Origin of the sequence: Microbispora sp. ZYX-F-249 (assembly GCF_039649665.1) — a bacterium.
GTDB classification, from domain to species: domain Bacteria; phylum Actinomycetota; class Actinomycetes; order Streptosporangiales; family Streptosporangiaceae; genus Microbispora; species Microbispora maris.
The window spans coordinates 212,257-227,500 of the sequence record NZ_JBDJAW010000003.1; the positions used below are offsets into that span (position 1 = coordinate 212,257).

General features: G+C 71.6%; 16 protein-coding genes. 13 read left to right on the forward strand and 3 right to left on the reverse strand.

What is annotated here, in order from left to right:
- The first annotated feature begins 58 nt into the window (after positions 1-58).
- From AAH991_RS05440 to ftsY, 8 genes are all read left to right on the forward strand, one after another.
- Entirely contained in the window at positions 59-613 is a 555-nt protein-coding gene (locus AAH991_RS05440) for a YceD family protein (protein WP_346224624.1), read from the forward strand.
- A gap of 1 nt (position 614) precedes the next feature.
- Complete coding sequence (rpmF, locus tag AAH991_RS05445; protein ID WP_030506036.1) at positions 615-794, forward strand: 50S ribosomal protein L32; 180 nt, start codon at positions 615-617, stop codon at positions 792-794.
- A 247-nt stretch (positions 795-1,041) separates the two neighbouring features.
- Positions 1,042-1,791 (forward strand): ribonuclease III, encoded by a 750-nt coding sequence (gene rnc / locus AAH991_RS05450; protein WP_346224625.1) that lies wholly within the window; start codon positions 1,042-1,044, stop codon positions 1,789-1,791.
- A gap of 16 nt (positions 1,792-1,807) precedes the next feature.
- The gene (gene mutM / locus AAH991_RS05455) at positions 1,808-2,686 is read left to right on the forward strand and encodes a bifunctional DNA-formamidopyrimidine glycosylase/DNA-(apurinic or apyrimidinic site) lyase (protein WP_346224626.1); all 879 of its coding nucleotides are present in this window, start codon (positions 1,808-1,810) and stop codon (positions 2,684-2,686) included.
- 47 nt (positions 2,687-2,733) lie between these two features.
- Positions 2,734-3,003, forward strand: coding sequence for an acylphosphatase (locus AAH991_RS05460; protein WP_428833943.1), 270 nt, complete (start codon positions 2,734-2,736; stop codon positions 3,001-3,003).
- 188 nt (positions 3,004-3,191) lie between these two features.
- On the forward strand, positions 3,192-3,386 hold the full coding sequence (locus tag AAH991_RS05465; protein ID WP_079312688.1) for a hypothetical protein: 195 nt from the start codon (positions 3,192-3,194) through the stop codon (positions 3,384-3,386).
- Positions 3,387-3,630: 244 nt separating this feature from the next.
- Positions 3,631-7,356, forward strand: a complete 3,726-nt coding sequence (locus AAH991_RS05470; protein ID WP_346224627.1) for a chromosome segregation SMC family protein — start codon at positions 3,631-3,633, stop codon at positions 7,354-7,356.
- A gap of 109 nt (positions 7,357-7,465) precedes the next feature.
- Positions 7,466-8,647, forward strand: a complete 1,182-nt coding sequence (ftsY, locus tag AAH991_RS05475; protein WP_346224628.1) for a signal recognition particle-docking protein FtsY — start codon at positions 7,466-7,468, stop codon at positions 8,645-8,647.
- Positions 8,648-8,692: 45 nt separating this feature from the next.
- Here ftsY and AAH991_RS05480 read toward each other — a convergent pair whose 3' ends face one another.
- Positions 8,693-9,763: a PLP-dependent cysteine synthase family protein gene (locus AAH991_RS05480; protein WP_346224629.1), complete on the reverse strand. Its 1,071-nt coding sequence runs from the start codon at positions 9,761-9,763 to the stop codon at positions 8,693-8,695.
- 306 nt (positions 9,764-10,069) lie between these two features.
- On the opposite strand from AAH991_RS05480, the gene AAH991_RS05485 reads away from it, so the two are divergent.
- On the forward strand, positions 10,070-10,663 hold the full coding sequence (locus tag AAH991_RS05485; RefSeq protein WP_346224630.1) for a sigma-70 family RNA polymerase sigma factor: 594 nt from the start codon (positions 10,070-10,072) through the stop codon (positions 10,661-10,663).
- Positions 10,664-10,745: 82 nt separating this feature from the next.
- Here the strand turns inward: AAH991_RS05485 and AAH991_RS05490 are convergent, their stop codons facing one another.
- Complete coding sequence (locus AAH991_RS05490; protein WP_346224631.1) at positions 10,746-11,582, reverse strand: EamA family transporter; 837 nt, start codon at positions 11,580-11,582, stop codon at positions 10,746-10,748.
- A 65-nt stretch (positions 11,583-11,647) separates the two neighbouring features.
- Between AAH991_RS05490 and AAH991_RS05495 the strand changes: the two genes are divergently transcribed.
- The 4 genes from AAH991_RS05495 (at position 11,648) to AAH991_RS05510 (ending at position 14,322) form a co-directional block, all read left to right on the forward strand.
- Entirely contained in the window at positions 11,648-12,352 is a 705-nt protein-coding gene (locus tag AAH991_RS05495; protein WP_346224632.1) for a helix-turn-helix domain-containing protein, read from the forward strand.
- 121 nt (positions 12,353-12,473) lie between these two features.
- Entirely contained in the window at positions 12,474-12,779 is a 306-nt protein-coding gene (locus AAH991_RS05500; RefSeq protein WP_169984171.1) for a hypothetical protein, read from the forward strand.
- 34 nt (positions 12,780-12,813) lie between these two features.
- Positions 12,814-13,632 (forward strand): polysaccharide deacetylase family protein, encoded by an 819-nt coding sequence (locus tag AAH991_RS05505; RefSeq protein ID WP_346224633.1) that lies wholly within the window; start codon positions 12,814-12,816, stop codon positions 13,630-13,632.
- 63 nt (positions 13,633-13,695) lie between these two features.
- Complete coding sequence (locus AAH991_RS05510) at positions 13,696-14,322, forward strand: DUF2461 domain-containing protein (protein WP_346224634.1); 627 nt, start codon at positions 13,696-13,698, stop codon at positions 14,320-14,322.
- Positions 14,323-14,336: 14 nt separating this feature from the next.
- Here the strand turns inward: AAH991_RS05510 and AAH991_RS05515 are convergent, their stop codons facing one another.
- Complete coding sequence (locus AAH991_RS05515; protein WP_346224635.1) at positions 14,337-15,059, reverse strand: superoxide dismutase family protein; 723 nt, start codon at positions 15,057-15,059, stop codon at positions 14,337-14,339.
- Between the last annotated feature and the right edge of the window lie 185 nt (positions 15,060-15,244).

Sequence of the window (15,244 nt, forward strand, 5' to 3'; positions counted from 1 at the left end):
ATTCTTGCCTTTCAGCCTTGCACGACGGCGGTGATTCGCCATGCCTAACGAGAGCAGGATGAGTCTGCACAGCCTCGATCCCCGAGCCCCATGGGTGATCTCCACCCACGACCTGGGGCGCCGACCGGGATCGATGCGCACGCTCAGCCCGGTCCTCCCGGCACCGGCGGACCTCGCGGTCGGAATGATCGGCGTTCCCAAGGACGCCGACGTCGAGCTGGACATCCGGCTCGAAGCGGTGATGGAGGGCGTGCTCGTGACGGGCACGGCGCAAGCTCCCCTGACGGGGGAGTGCTCGCGCTGCCTGGACCCGTTGACCTCGGAGATCGAGGTCGACTTCCAGGAGCTCTACTTCTACTCGGCGGAGGACGCCGGAGAGGACGATCTGCTCCTCGACGGCGAACTGCTCGATCTCGAGCCGGTTTTCCGTGACGCGGTGGTGCTCGCACTGCCGCTGAGCCCGGTGTGCGGTGAGGACTGCCCCGGTCTCTGTGCGGAGTGCGGGATCAGGCTGGCGGATGCCGGCCCGGACCACCGGCACGAAGCGATCGACGCCCGCTGGGCGGCGCTGCAGGGTTTGGTTGTGGAACAGGAAGACGATCAGGAGGGTTGACGTGGCCGTCCCCAAGCGGAAGATGTCGCGGAGCAACACCCGCGCCCGCAGGTCCCAGTGGAAGGCGGCGGCGGTCGCACTCGTGAGCTGCCCGCAGTGCCGCTCGCCCAAGCGCCCGCACGTGGCGTGCCCGACCTGCGGCACCTACAACCGCCGTCAGGTCGTCGAGCCGTCGGCCTGATCGCGCGTTAGGCGGACATCGGGACGCCGGCCGGATCGTCAAGGCGAGCCGGTCGGCGTTACCGTGCTTCACAGGAACGTGCGGTGGCGGTTGGACGGTACGCACCCACATGCACGCCCGCGGCCGTGGTGGACGCCGGGGCCATCGGCTCCCGGCGGACCGGCGTCCACCACGCCTTCGGGCCTTCGGCCGGTCCACCTGCCTCCCGTGCACGGCCCTGCCTGCACATAGGAGTTGGGAGGATTTCATGGCCGCACCGTCTGTAAAGCCCGTCCCCGTCGAGGTCGCCAGGGACGAGCTCTATCAGGTGCTGAACGTCAGGCTCAGCACCGGCATCCTGGAGCGGGCGCTGACGCACCGCTCGTACGCGTACGAGAACGGCGGACTGCCGACGAACGAGCGCCTGGAGTTCCTGGGCGACTCGGTGCTGGGTCTCGTGGTGACGGACACGCTGTTCCGCAACCACCCCGACCTGCCGGAGGGCCAGCTCGCCAAGCTGCGCGCCGCCGTGGTCAACATGCGGGCCCTCGCGGACGTCGCCAGGACGCTCGACCTCGGCAAGTACCTGCGGCTGGGCCGCGGCGAGGAGGGCACGGGCGGGCGCGACAAGTCGTCGATCCTGGCCGACACGCTGGAGGCCCTGATCGGCACGGTGTACGTCGACAAGGGCCTCGACGAGGCGTTCCGCGTCGTCCATCTGCTGTTCGACCCGCTCATCACGCGGTCGGCGTCGCTCGGCGCCGGGCTCGACTGGAAGACGTCCCTGCAGGAGCTCACCGCCGCCGAGATGCTCGGCGTGCCCGAATACCACGTGGACGAGAGCGGGCCCGATCACGCCAAGTCGTTCTCCGCCACGGTGCGCGTGGGCGGCAAGGAGTACGGCAAGGGCTCCGGGCGCAGCAAGAAGGAGGCCGAGCAGCAGGCGGCCGAGGCGGCCTGGACCGCGATCCGCGCGCTGCGCGACGCCCGCGAGGGCGCCGGCCCCGTACGCGCCTGAGCCCGGGGGACGGCGCATGCCCGAACTGCCCGAGGTCGAGGTCGTCCGAAGGGGCCTGGAGAGCTGGGTCGCCGGCCGGACCGTGGCCGCGGCCGAGGTCCTGCATCCCCGGGCGGTCCGCCGCAACGTGGGCGACCTGCCCGCCCAGCTCAAGGACCGCACGCTGACGTCGGCCGAGCGGCGCGGCAAGTACCTGTGGCTGCCCCTGCGGGACGGCGCCCGGGAGGAGGCGGATGAGGCCCTGATCGCCCACCTCGGCATGAGCGGGCAGCTGCTCGTCGTCGATCCGCTGTCGCCGGTGGAGAAGCATCTGCGCGTGCGCATGGGCTTCACCGACGGCGGACCGGAGCTACGGTTCGTCGACCAGCGGACCTTCGGGCACCTCCTGGTGGCGCCGATGGCCGCCGCCGGGCGGGGCCGGCCGGTGCCCGAGCCGATCGCGCACATCGCCGCCGACCCGCTGGAGGACGCCTTCGACGACGAGGAGTTCGCCGTACGGCTGCGGCTGCGCCGTACGGGGATCAAGCGGGCGCTGCTCGACCAGTCGCTGATCAGCGGGGTCGGCAACATCTACGCGGACGAGGCGCTGTGGCGGGCGCGCCTGCACTGGGCCCGGCCGACCGAGACGCTGACCCGGCCGAAGATCGCCGAACTGCTCGCGGCCGTCCGCGCGGTCATGACCGAGGCGCTCGGGCAGGGCGGCACCTCCTTCGACAGCCTGTACGTCAACGTGAACGGCGAGAGCGGCTACTTCGACCGCTCGCTCGCGGTGTACGGCAGGCGGGACGAGCCCTGCCGCCGTTGCGGGACGCCGATCCGGCGGGAGGCGTTCATGAACCGGTCCTCCTACAGTTGCCCGAAGTGCCAGCCCCGCCCGAGGAACGCCCGCCAGTAGGGGACCCCCGCCTGTGGCGGCCGGAGTCGATCTGGATACTTGTAGGCGTGGTTCGGTTGACGGCATGGGTCCGGGGACGGGTGCAGGGCGTGGGATTCCGCTGGTGGACGCGGGCCCGCGCGCTGGAGCTCGGACTCGTCGGGTGGGCCTCGAACCTGGCCGACGGGAGGGTCGAGGTCGTCGCCGAGGGCCCGAGGGAGTCGTGCGAAAGGCTCCTGGCGTTGTTACGCACCGATGACACGCCCGGCCACGTTGAGGGGGTGGTCGAGCGCTGGAGCGATGCGAAGAGAGGTATCGCCGGGTTTGTCGAGAGGTAGGGCTTCCCTCAAACCCCTCAAATCCGGTATATTTATCTAGCGAGAGTGTCCACCGGTACGTCATCGCGGAGCGTTCAACTTGACCGTCTCCAATGCCGGTGCGACTCTTGAGAGGAACCACGCGCACCCCTCCCGCGGCATGAAGTGCGCGAACCAGTCTGGTCACTCAGCGTGGAGGACCCTTTACTATGGCGAAGGCTCTACTCGGCCACGTCGGCGGTCCTGACCCTCGGATGATCTCGGAAATGCGCCGTCTCCAGCAGCGCATCCGCGACCTCGAGGCAGAACTCAACCGGCTCCAGGCCCAGAACGACGCGCTCGCGGCGCAAACTCGTGATGAGGCCCTGGTCCGGCTGCAGGATCGCGAGCCGGCTCTCACCTGAGGTCCGGCAGGAACGGGAAAGGATTGTAGGGACGCCCCGCAAAGGCGTCCCTTGCCATTTCCGCCGCCGTTCCCCGGCAATTGATTCGGCGGCTAATCGATCATAAAGAGATGGGCGAACCGCCCCGCTTGTCGTTTCCGGTCTTCCCTTCACAAGCGTGCCGCCGGTGCCTATCCCGCGTGCCCGGCCGCCGGGAGCTGTAGTCTTTCCCCCCAAACGCCGGGCGGCATCAAGGGGGGCGGACGTGTACCTGAAGACGCTCACCTTACGCGGCTTCAAATCATTCGCCTCGGCCACCACCCTCCGCTTCGAGCCGGGCATCACCGCCGTGGTCGGCCCCAACGGCTCCGGCAAGTCCAACGTCGTGGACGCCCTCGCATGGGTGATGGGCGAGCACAGCGCCAAGTCGCTGCGCGGCGGCAAGATGGAGGACGTCATCTTCGCGGGCACCTCCAGCCGCCCGCCGCTCGGCCGGGCCGAGGTCACCCTGACGATCGACAACACCGACGGCGCGCTCCCCATCGACTACACCGAGGTGACGATCAGCCGGCTGATGTTCCGGTCCGGCCAGAGCGAGTACGCCATCAACGGCGACACCTGCCGGCTGCTCGACATCCAGGAGCTGCTGTCCGACTCGGGCATCGGCCGGGAGATGCACGTCATCGTCGGCCAGGGCCAGCTCGACCAGGTGCTGCACGCGGGACCGGAGGAGCGCCGGGCGTTCATCGAGGAGGCCGCGGGCGTCCTCAAGCACCGCAAACGCAAGGAGAAGGCCCTCCGCAAGCTCGACGCGATGCAGGCCAACCTGACCCGCGTCCAGGACCTCGTGGCCGAACTGCGCCGTCAGCTCAAACCGCTGGGCCGCCAGGCCGAGATCGCCCGCAAGGCGGCCGTCATCCAGGCCGACCTGCGTGACGCGCGGCTGCGCCTGCTCGCCGACGACGTGATCACCCTCCGCGACACCCTGCAGCGGGAGGAGGCCGACGAGGCGGCCGTACAGACGCGGCGCGCCCAGGTGGAGGCCGAGCTGGCCGAGGGGCAGCGGCGGGAGGCGGAGCTGGAGGCGGCCGAGAACGAGGCCCAGCCGCGTCTCAAGGCCGCCCAGGAGACCTTCTACCGCCTTTCGGCCCTGCGGGAACGGCTGCGCGGCGTGGAGAGCCTCGCGGCCGAACGGCGGCGGCACGCCGCCGACGCCGCGTCCATCGAGCGGCGCGGGCGCGACCCGGAGGACCTGGAGCGCGAGGCCGCCGAGGTGCGGGAGCAGGAGCGGGTGCTGGCGGAGGAGCTGGACGAGGCGCGTGAGCGGCTCGCGGCCGCCGTCGAGGTCCGTGCCGAGGCCGAGGAGGCGCTGGCCGCAGAGGAGCGGCGCCTGGCCCTCGCCGCCCGGGCCGCGGCCGACCGCCGCGAGGCCCTCGCCCGTCTGCGTGGTCAGGTCGAGTCGGCCAGGAGCAGGGCCAGGGCCGCGGGGGACGAGATCGGCAGGCTCACCAAGGCCGTCGAGGACGCCACCCGGCGTGCCGAACAGGCCCAGGACGAGCTCGACGCGCAGGCGCTCGACGAGGCGCCGGCCGACCCCGGGCTCGCGGCCGAACTGGAGGCCGCGCAGGAGGGCGTCGACCTCGCCCGCGCCGCGGTGGAGGAGGCCAGGGCCGTGGCCGAGCAGGCCGAGGCCGTGGTGGAGCGGGAGCGGGCCGAGCTGGCCGCGCCCAGGGACGCGTTGGCCGCCGCCAAGGCCGCCGTGGGCACGGCCCGCGCCGCCGACGCGGAGTCGCAGCGCGCCGTCGCCGCTCTCCAGGCGCGGTGCGAGGCACTGGAGATGAGCCTGGCCGGGGGAGCGGACGGGGCCGCCGCGCTGCTCGGCGCCGGGCTGCCCGGGGTGCTCGGCCCGATCGCCACGCTGCTGGCCGTACGCCCGGGTGCGGAGGCGGCCGTCGCGGCCGTCCTGGCGGTCGACGGCGTGGCCGTCGCCTCGCTCACCGCCGCCGTCGCGGCCGTCGAGCACCTGCGCGAGGCCGACGCCGGTCGCGCCGCCCTGCTGATCGCCGGCGACAGGAACGGTGGCGGGAGCGGTCATGACAGGCGGCCGGAGGTGCCCGTCGCGGGCGCCGAGTGGGCCGCCGACCTGGTCACCGTGCCGGACGAGCTGCGCCCCGCCGTGGAGGCGTCGCTGTCCGGCGTGGTCGTGGTGCCCGATCTGCTCACCGCGCGCAAGGTCGTGGACGCCCACCCCGAGCTGCGGGCCGTGACCACGTCCGGCGACCTGCTCGGCGTCCACGCCGCGCACGGCGGCTCCGGCGGCGGCGCCTCGCTGCTGCAGATGCGTACGGCCCTGGACGAGGCCGCCGCCGATCTCGCCACCGCCCGGGCCGGGGCCGAACGGCACGCGGAGGCGCTGGCCGAGGCCGTGGCCGCCGAGCGGGAGTGCCAGCTCGCGCTGGAGGCGGCGCAGGCGCGAGTCGCCGAGGCGCAGAGCGGCGTGAGCGCCGCCCAGAGCGGGGTCAACGCCGCGCAGAACGGGCTGAACGCGGCGCAGGCCGGGCTCGACCGCCTGCGCGGCAGGCAGCGGGAGGCCGACCAGCGGGCCGCGGCGGCGGCCAAGCAGCTCGCCCGGCTGGAGGCCGCGGTCAAGGCCGCGCAGGACGAGGCGGCCCGGCTCGGCCGGTCCGTGCTGGACGCCCAGGAGTCGCGCGAACAGGCGCAGGCCGCGGTCGTGGAGCTGGAGGAGCAGCTCGCCGAGGCGGAGTACGCCGCCGAGCTGGAGGCGGAGCCGACCACCGACACCCGGGACGAGCTGGCCGCCGCCTGCGGCGTCACCCGGCAGGCCGAGATGGAGGCCCGGCTGACCGTCCGTACGGCCGAGGAGCGGGTGCGGGGCATCGCCGGCCGCGCCGAGGCCCTGCTGCGCGCGGCGCAGCGCGAGCGGCAGGACCGCGCCCGGGCCGCGGCCGACCGGGAACGCCGCCGCAGGCAGGCGGAGATCGCCGCCGCGGTGGCCGACGGAGCACGCGCCGCCCTGGGCGCGCTGGAGGGCTCGCTCGCGCGGGCCGCCGAGGAGCGCGACGAGGCCGATCGGGCGCGCGGGCAGATCGACGCCGAGCTCAAGCAGGTGCGCCTGCGCGTGCGGGAGCTCGGCTCCGAGCTGGACGCCCTGGTCAACCGGGTCCACGGCAGCGAGATGGCCAGGACGGAACGCCGGCTGCGCCTGGAGCAGATGGAGCAGCGCGCCCTGGAGGAGTACGGCATCGAGCTCGAGCCGCTCATCGCGGAGTACGGGCCGGGCGTGCCGGTGCCGGGCGACCCGCCGGTGCCGTACGTCCGGGAGGAGCAGGAGAAGCGGGCCAGGACGGCCGAGCGGCAGATGACCCAGCTCGGCAAGGTCAACCCGCTGGCGCTGGAGGAGTTCGCCGCGCTGGAGGAGCGGCACGCCTTCCTCACCTCCCAGCTCGAAGACCTCAAGAAGACCCGGCGCGACCTGCTGCTCGTGGTGAAGGAGGTCGACGACCGGGTCGAGCAGGTCTTCGCGGCGGCGTACGAGGACGTGGCGCGCGAGTTCCAGGGGATCTTCCAGCGGGTCTTCCCCGGCGGGGAGGGGCGCCTGCTGCTGACCGATCCGGAGGACATGCTGACGACCGGCGTCGAGGTCGAGGCCCGGCCACCCGGCAAGAAGGTCAAGCGCCTGTCGCTGCTGTCCGGCGGAGAGCGGTCGCTGACGGCGGTCGCGTTCCTCATCTCGATCTTCAAGGCCCGCCCGTCGCCGTTCTACGTGATGGACGAGGTCGAGGCGGCCCTCGACGACACCAACACCCAGCGGTTGCTCACGCTGTTCGAGGAACTGAGACAGACTTCACAGCTCATCGTGATCACGCACCAGAAGCGCACGATGGAGATCGCCGACGCGTTGTACGGCGTGTCCATGCGCGGCGACGGTGTCACTCAGGTCGTCAGCCAGCGCCTCCGCGAGAAGGTCTAGGCAGAGCGCGTCTCCCGTTTACCCGGGGGCTCGTTTCCGCCCCTCCGGATCGCTCGAATGACCTGTGCGCTGGCGGGAGTAATGCGGGTGATCTGGGAAACTGCATGGTGTGGACGGTTACCTCGGCATCATCGTGATCGTGGCCATCGTCGCCATATTGGCGGTGGGTGGCCTCTGGCTGCTGTTCCGGCCGAAGGCGAAGGACCTGCCGCCCGCGCCGCCGGCCCCGCCCGAGCCGCAGGCTCCCGTGATCGAGGAGCCCGCGAAGACGGGACTCGGTGAGGAAGACGGCGGCTCGACGACCACGCTGCCGCCCCCCGCCCCTCCGATCGAAGAGCTGATCAAGGCTCCCGAGATCGAGGTCCCGCCGCCCTCGGCCGGCCGGATGGTGCGGCTGCGCAGCAGGCTGGCCCGTTCGCAGAACGTCCTCGGACGCGGCCTGCTCGAACTGCTGTCCCGCGACCGTCTCGACGACGACGTCTGGGACGAGATCGAGGAGACCCTGATCACCGCCGACGTCGGCGTCGCGCCGACCAGGGCGATGGTGGAGGAACTGCGGACGAAGGTGAAGGTCCTCGGCACCCGCACCCCGGACGAGGTGCGCAAGCTGCTCAGGGAGGAACTGCTCACGCAGATCGCTCCCGACCTCGACCGGACCCTTCACACGAAGCCGCACGGCGAGCGGCCCGCGGTCGTCCTCGTCGTGGGCGTCAACGGCACCGGCAAGACCACGACCTCGGGCAAGCTCGCCCGCGTCCTGGTCGGCGACGGCGGGAAGGTCGTCCTCGGCGCCGCCGACACCTTCCGCGCGGCGGCCACCGACCAGCTGCAGACGTGGGGCGACCGCGTCGGGGCGGGCGTGGTGCGCGGCCCGGAGGGCGGCGACCCGGCGTCCGTGGCGTTCGACGCCGTGGCCAAGGGCATCGAGGACAAGGCCGACACCGTGATCATCGACACGGCGGGCCGCCTGCACACCAAGACCGGCCTCATGGACGAGCTGGGCAAGGTGAAGCGGGTCATCGAGAAGAAGGCCGCGGTGGACGAGGTGCTGCTCGTCCTCGACGCGACCACGGGGCAGAACGGCATGCGCCAGGCGCAGGTCTTCGCCGAGGTGGTCAACGTCACCGGCATCGCCCTGACCAAGCTGGACGGCACGGCCAAGGGCGGCATCGTGATCTCGGTCCAGCGCGAGCTGGGCGTGCCCGTGAAGCTGGTGGGCCTCGGTGAGGGGCCGGACGACCTCGCGCCGTTCGACCCCGAGGTCTTCGTCGACGCCCTGCTCGGCGACTGACACAGGGGAAAGACCGGCGGGCCGGATTCACCGGCCCGCCCGTCGTCAGTCGCGCAGGAAGGCGCGCAGCTCCTCCAGATGCGGGGCGATGTCGATGCCCTGCCCGGACAGCCAGCGCGGGTCGCCGTAGGTGTCGCGGTAGCGCTCGGCGCCGTCGCAGATCAGCGTGACCACGCTGCCGCGCTCGCCTCGCTGCCGCATCTCCCGGATGATCTGCACCGCCGCCGCGATGTTGGTGCCGGTCGAGCCGCCGACCTCCCGGCGGGTGACCTCTCTGACCCAGTGCATGGCCGCGATCGACAGGGCGTCCGGGACCTGCGTCATCCGGTCGATGACCGTCGGCAGGAACGACGGCTCGACCCGCGGCCGGCCGATGCCCTCGATCCGCGATCCGGCGCCGCCGTGCTCCTCGCCGGAGACCCAGGACGGGTAGAACGCCGAGCCCTCGGGATCGGCCACGCACAGCCGCGTCTGGTGCCGGCGGTAGCGGATGTAGCGGCCGATCGTCGCGGAGGTGCCGCCGGTGCCCGCGCCGACCACGATCCACGCGGGCTCCGGGTGCCGTTCGAGGGTCATCTGCTGGAAGATGCTCTCGGCGATGTTGTTGTTTCCCCGCCAGTCCGTCGCCCGCTCGGCGTAGGTGAACTGGTCCATGTAGTGCCCGCCGGTCTCGGCGGCGAGCCGGTGCGACTCGTCGTAGATCGCCCTCGGGTCGTCCACCAGGTGGCACTTGCCGCCGTAGAACTCGATGATCTCCCGCTTCTCCGGCGAGGTGCTCGCCGGGATCACCGCGATGAACGGCAGGCCGAGCAGGCGGGCGAAGTACGCCTCGCTCACGGCGGTGGAGCCGCTGGACGCTTCGATGATCGTGGTGGTGGGGCCGATCCAGCCGTTGGCCAGGCCGTACAGGAAAAGTGAGCGGCCGAGCCGGTGCTTGAGTGAACCGGTCGGGTGCACCGACTCGTCTTTCAGATAGAGGTCGACCCCCCAGTGCGAGGGGAGCGGGAAGGCATGCAGATGAGTGTCACAGCTTCGGTTGGCGTCGGCCTCGACGGCCTGGATGGCGTCGGCCACCCAGGCCCTCGTGACCGGATCATGCCGATCCAGGTGGTTCATGGCGCCACTCTGGCACGTTGTCCGGCATGAACACCAAGGTCCCAGCTGTACGGACACACAGTGAAACTTGCCACATTTTACTCTCGATTGAGGCTCCAGTGTTACGCTAATGAGACTTGTTCGGCTTGCGCGTGACCTGGCCGCGCGGGCCTGGTCCCTACATCGACGGTTCTGACCAGGCCGGACTAATTAACAGCGTGCTTAGGCCCCGATCGGCACGATGTCCTTGGCACAACGATGAACGAGCGACCTCGCATGTGTTCCGGCCGGACGGGTAACGGGGGAGAAGTTCCGTAGGGGGAAGAGATGATCTCGACCGACGAGCAGCGGCAGGCATGGTTCGAGCGTGAGGTCGTGCCGGTGACGAGCCAGCTCTACGCGTCCGCGATGCGTCTGACGCGCAACCCCGCCGACGCCGAGGACCTGGTTCAGGAGACCGTGGCCAAGGCGTTCACGTCGTACCACCAGTTCCGCGAGGGCACGAACCTCAAGGCCTGGCTGCACCGCATTCTCACCAACAACTTCATCAACGACTACCGCAAGAAGCAGCGCTCGCCCAAGCTGTCGGCCGCCGAGGAGATCGAGGACTGGCAGCTGGCCGCGGCCGAGTCGCACATGTCGACCGGGCTGCGCTCGGCCGAGACCGAGGCGCTCGACCAGATTCCGGACAGCGTCGTGATGAACGCCCTGCGCTCCCTTCCGGAGGACTTCCGGGTGGCCGTCTATCTGGCCGACGTGGAGGGCTTCGCGTACAAGGAGATCGCCGACCGGATGGGCACGCCGATCGGCACCGTCATGTCCCGGCTGCACCGGGGCCGCCGTCAGCTCCGGGGGATGCTGGAGGGCTACGCCCGCGAGGAGGGTGTCGTACGCGTCCCCGAGCAGGCCTGCGCGGCCTGACGGGCAGACGCCGGGCGGCGGGGCCGCCCGGCTCAGGCGCAGGCGGCGCTCATGCGGGTCCCCAAGCGCTGTCCGGGGGCGCTCAGGCGGCGGCGATGAGGACGATCGCGCCGAGCGCGAACCCGACGCCGGTGATCTGCACGGGGCTCAGCCGCTCGCCCAGGACGTACCGCGCGAGCAGCAGCGTGCTCGCCGGGTAGAGCGACACCAGGACGGCGACCAGGGTGAGCATCCCCCGTTGCGCCGCGAACAGATAGAGCACGTTGGCGGCCATGTCGAGCACCCCGGCCGCGATCGTCACCGTCAGGCTGCCGGGCACCGGGCGCAGGCTCCTGCGCGTGGCGAGGGCGAGCAGCGCGACCAGAGTGATCGACGCGATCCTCGCCCCCAGCAGGGGCCACGTGCCGGAGTCGGCCGGGGCCAGCTTGAGCAGCACGAAGAACCCGCCGAAACCCGCTCCCGACACCAGGGCGGCGATGATCGGCCCCGCTTTCGGGCCGCTCGCGCCGCCGTTCGGCTCGCGGCTGACCAGCAGGACGGCGAGCAGGCCGAGCGCGACGCCCACCAGTGCCAGGGCGGACGGCCGGTCGCCGGTGAGCAGGCCGAAGAGCACGGGGACGGCCATCGCGGTCGTGGCCGTGGTCGGGGCGATCACGGACATCATGCCGGTGGCCAGGCCGCGGTAGAACAGCACGATGCCGAAGGCGCCGGCGACCCCGGAGGCCATCCCCCAGGCCAGCGCGGCCGGGCTCGCGTGGCCCGGCAGGAGCGGGAGCAGGACGGCGATCAGCAGCAGGCCGCCGAGCTGGGAGAGCACGACGACTGCCAGCACCTGCGAACGCCTGGTGGCGAGTCCGCCGAAGAAGTCGGCCGTGCCGAAGATCACCGCGCATGCCGTCGCGAGCGCCGCCGCCGTCACGGATCCCCCAAGAGATTGCATCAACAGTGCAATGGATTGTACTGGGAGATCACTATTGTGGACCCATGGCTGATCCTGCGACGATCACCGCGGCCATCGCCGCCAACGTACGGGGCCAGCGAGCCCACCGGGGGATGACCCTCGACGAGCTCGCGGCGCGGTCGAACGTGAGCCGCGGCATGCTCATCCAGATCGAGCAGGGCCGCACCAACCCGAGCGTCAACACGCTCACCCGCATCGCCGACGCACTGGGCGTCACCCTCGCCCGGCTGGTGGAGGTCGCCGACACCCCCGTCGTACGGGTCGTGCACGAGTCCGAGGTGGTGACGTTCCGGCATCCCGGGGGAGGATCGGCCCGCCTGCTCGTGGGGACCGACGCGCCCGCGATCCTGGAGCTGTGGGACTGGCGGCTCGGGCCGGGCGAGCACCACGACGGCGACGCGCACCCCGCGGGCACCCGGGAGATGCTCACCGTGCTGGAGGGACGGCTCACGCTGACCGTGTACGGCAGGAGCCACGTGGTGGGGTGCGGTGACGCCGTCGTGTTCAGCGCCGACCGGCCCCATCGCTATGCGAACGAGCACGACGAACCGCTGCGCTTCGTCATGGTGGTCACCGAGCCGCCCGAGCCGCCGGATGTCACGGTCCCGCCGGATGTCACGGTCCCGCCGGATGTCACGGTCCCGCCGGATGTCCAGGTGCCGCCCGATGTCACTGTGCCGTCCGACGTGCGGGAGCAGGCCGATGCCGGAGAACCTGCAGATGACTGACGAGTAAGGGCTGCGTGGTGACGCTCAGTAGCCGATGATTACAGAATGAATCCGCAAGCGCCGCTCCAAGGTTGGGTACATCCCTTTTTGTGCGTGTCTGCTGTGCAGGGGGCGGTGGCCGGTGAGTGAATCGCGAGTCGCGGTGGAAAAACTTCGCGCGGAACTCGCCGCGCTCGGGGTGGCCGACGCCTACGAGATCGGCGACGAGGCTACTCTCTCCGTCTGGATAGGCCTGGTCGTGACCTTCCGTGAGGGCTTTTACCGTTGGCGCGAGGGTGCCGTGAAGTGCCGGCACCTGGGTACGGACCCCGCAGGATGCGCCATCCGGGTGGCCCGCAGGTACGCCGAACTCAAGGCGGACGTGCCGCCCTGGTGGGAGGAGCTGGAAAAGGTTCTGCGGGGGGGATCGGCCGGAGGCTATCCGTAGCGTTCGTGGCCCCCCGCCTGCTCCGGGGGGTCGTATGCGGATCGGATCCGTTCTGCTGTCGTTGCTGCTGCTCGGCGGATGCGCCCAGGCCAGGACCGTAACGGCCGCGGGCGAGCGTCCCGTGGCGCCGCATCCGCGCTTCGGCACGCCTGGGCGTTTCGACGCCGACCTGCTGCGCTTCCGGCTGGCGGGGACACAGCGGGGAGCGCCCGGGCCGCGCCTGCCCGCGATCCCGCCGCCCCGGCGCGTCGACTGCAGACAGCACAAATGCGTGGCGCTGACGTTCGACGACGGGCCGGCCGAATACACCGGGCACGTCCTCGACCTGCTCGCCGCCCACCACGCCAGGGCCACGTTCTTCCTGCTCGGGCAGATGGTGACGGACGAGACACGGGACTTCGTACGGCGGATGGCCTCCGAGGGCCACGAGATCGGCAACCACTCCTGGGACCACGCCTCCCTGCCGGGGCTGTCGCCCGACGGCCTGCGCCGCGAGCTCGACCGGACCCAGGAGGCCGTGCGGAAGGTGACCGGCGTGCGGATGCGGCTCATGCGCCCGCCGTACGGCGCGACGAACCACACGGTCGACAACGAGACCAGACAGGCGGGCCTCGCACAGATCATGTGGGCGGTCGACACCCTCGACTGGCTCAACCGCAACCCCGCCGTGATCACCCAGCGCAGCGCCGCGGCGAAACCGGGCGACATCGTGCTCATGCATGACATCCACGCCACCACCGTGCAGGCACTGCCCCGCCTGCTCGACGAACTCGACCGCAAGGGCTTCACGTACGTGACCGTCTCGGAGCTGCTCGGCGCCACCACGCCCGGCAAGAAGTACACCAACCGGTAGACGGGCCGCGTCCCGCGCGTCCCGGTCCCGGGACTGTCGGTGGGGCGTGCGAAGGTGGGTGGCATGGGTTTCAGCGGGTTCCCTGACGAGGCGTTCATCTTCTACGAGGGCCTCGTCGCCGACAATTCGAAGGCGTACTGGACGGCCCACAAGGAGTTGTACGAGACCGGGGTCCGGGCGCCGATGCTCGCGCTGATGGACGAGCTGGAGCCGGAGTTCGGGCCCGCCCACCTGTTCCGGCCGCACCGCGACGTGCGGTTCGCCAAGGACAAGTCGCCGTACAAGACGCACCAGGGGGCCTACTGCGGGGTGGGCGTGGAGGGCGTCGGCTACTACGTCCAGGTGGACGCCGACGGCCTTTACGTGGCGGCGGGCTGGTGGATGCCCGGCGACCAGGTGCTGCGCTACCGCGAGGCCATGGACGACGACACCGCCGGGCCCCTGCTTGAGGAGATCCTCGCGGCCCTGCCCGGCGATCTCACGGTCGGCGGCGAGCGGCTCAAGACCCGCCCCCGCGGCACGCCGGAGGACCACCCCCGGCTCGGCCTCCTGCGGCACAAGACGCTGCACGCAGGGCGGCGGTTCGAGCCGGAGCCGTGGCTGCACACCCCCGAGGCCCTCGACCGGGTCCGTTCGACCTGGCGGGCGCTCGTCCCGCTGGTCGACTGGCTGAGGCGCCACCTGTCCTGACCGCCCCCGTCCGGTCAGGCGCGGCGTTTCACGACGCCGCAGCCGATCCGGGCGCCGGCGTCCCCGGTCTTGCGCGTGGTCGTGTCCGGGCCCACGGCGCCGGTGTCGTCGGGGCGGTGGAAGTACCGGTCCGGGATGTGCGCGAAGTTGTCCGGTCCGGCGTGCACCACGAACGCGCTCCCGTTGGCGTCGGCCAGTTGCTCCGGGGTGAACTTGTCGGTCACGAAGGACGCGGAGGCGGTGCCGTCCTCGGCCGCCAGCAGCGGCGGCATGTCCCCGGCCGTGTCACCGTGCGCTCCCGAGCCGAGGTGGCTTCCGGCGCTGGAGAACGCGCTGCCCGTCGCCCGGTCCACGGAGCGGGGATCGCACACGCCGGCGGCGTGGACGTGGAAGCCGTGGAAGCCGGGGGCGAGTCCCCGCATGCCGACGCTGACCCGCGACTTCTTCGCGTCGTACCGCTCGACGTGCACGGTGCCCAGCACGCGTCCCGCGGTGTTCCTGACGACCGCGGTGATCGGCTCGCCGGGGCGGGTCCGGGGTGCGAAGGCCCCCATGGTGGTCCCCGTGGCGCCGGCTGCCCTGGTGGTGGCCCCTGTGGTGGTGGCCCCTGTGGTGGTGGCCCCTGTGGTGGTGGCCGCTGTGGTGGTGGCGGACAGCACCGGCACGGCCGGGGCGGCCGCGGCGGCCAGTCCCAGGGCGAGCCCGGCGGCCATGGCGAGACGGGTTGTGCGGGGCATGATCGCTCCTCCTCAGACGCTGCACTGCCTGCGACAGCAGAGCACGGCCGGGTGTGAGGGGGAGCGCGAACGACGTCATCTGTGCCCGCCGTTTACCCGCTCTTGCCGTCGGCGTCCTCTCGTCGGCGTCGCCGCGCGCGGTTCCGGAGCACGCCGCCGAGCGGCGCAGACCGGCGGCGGCATCG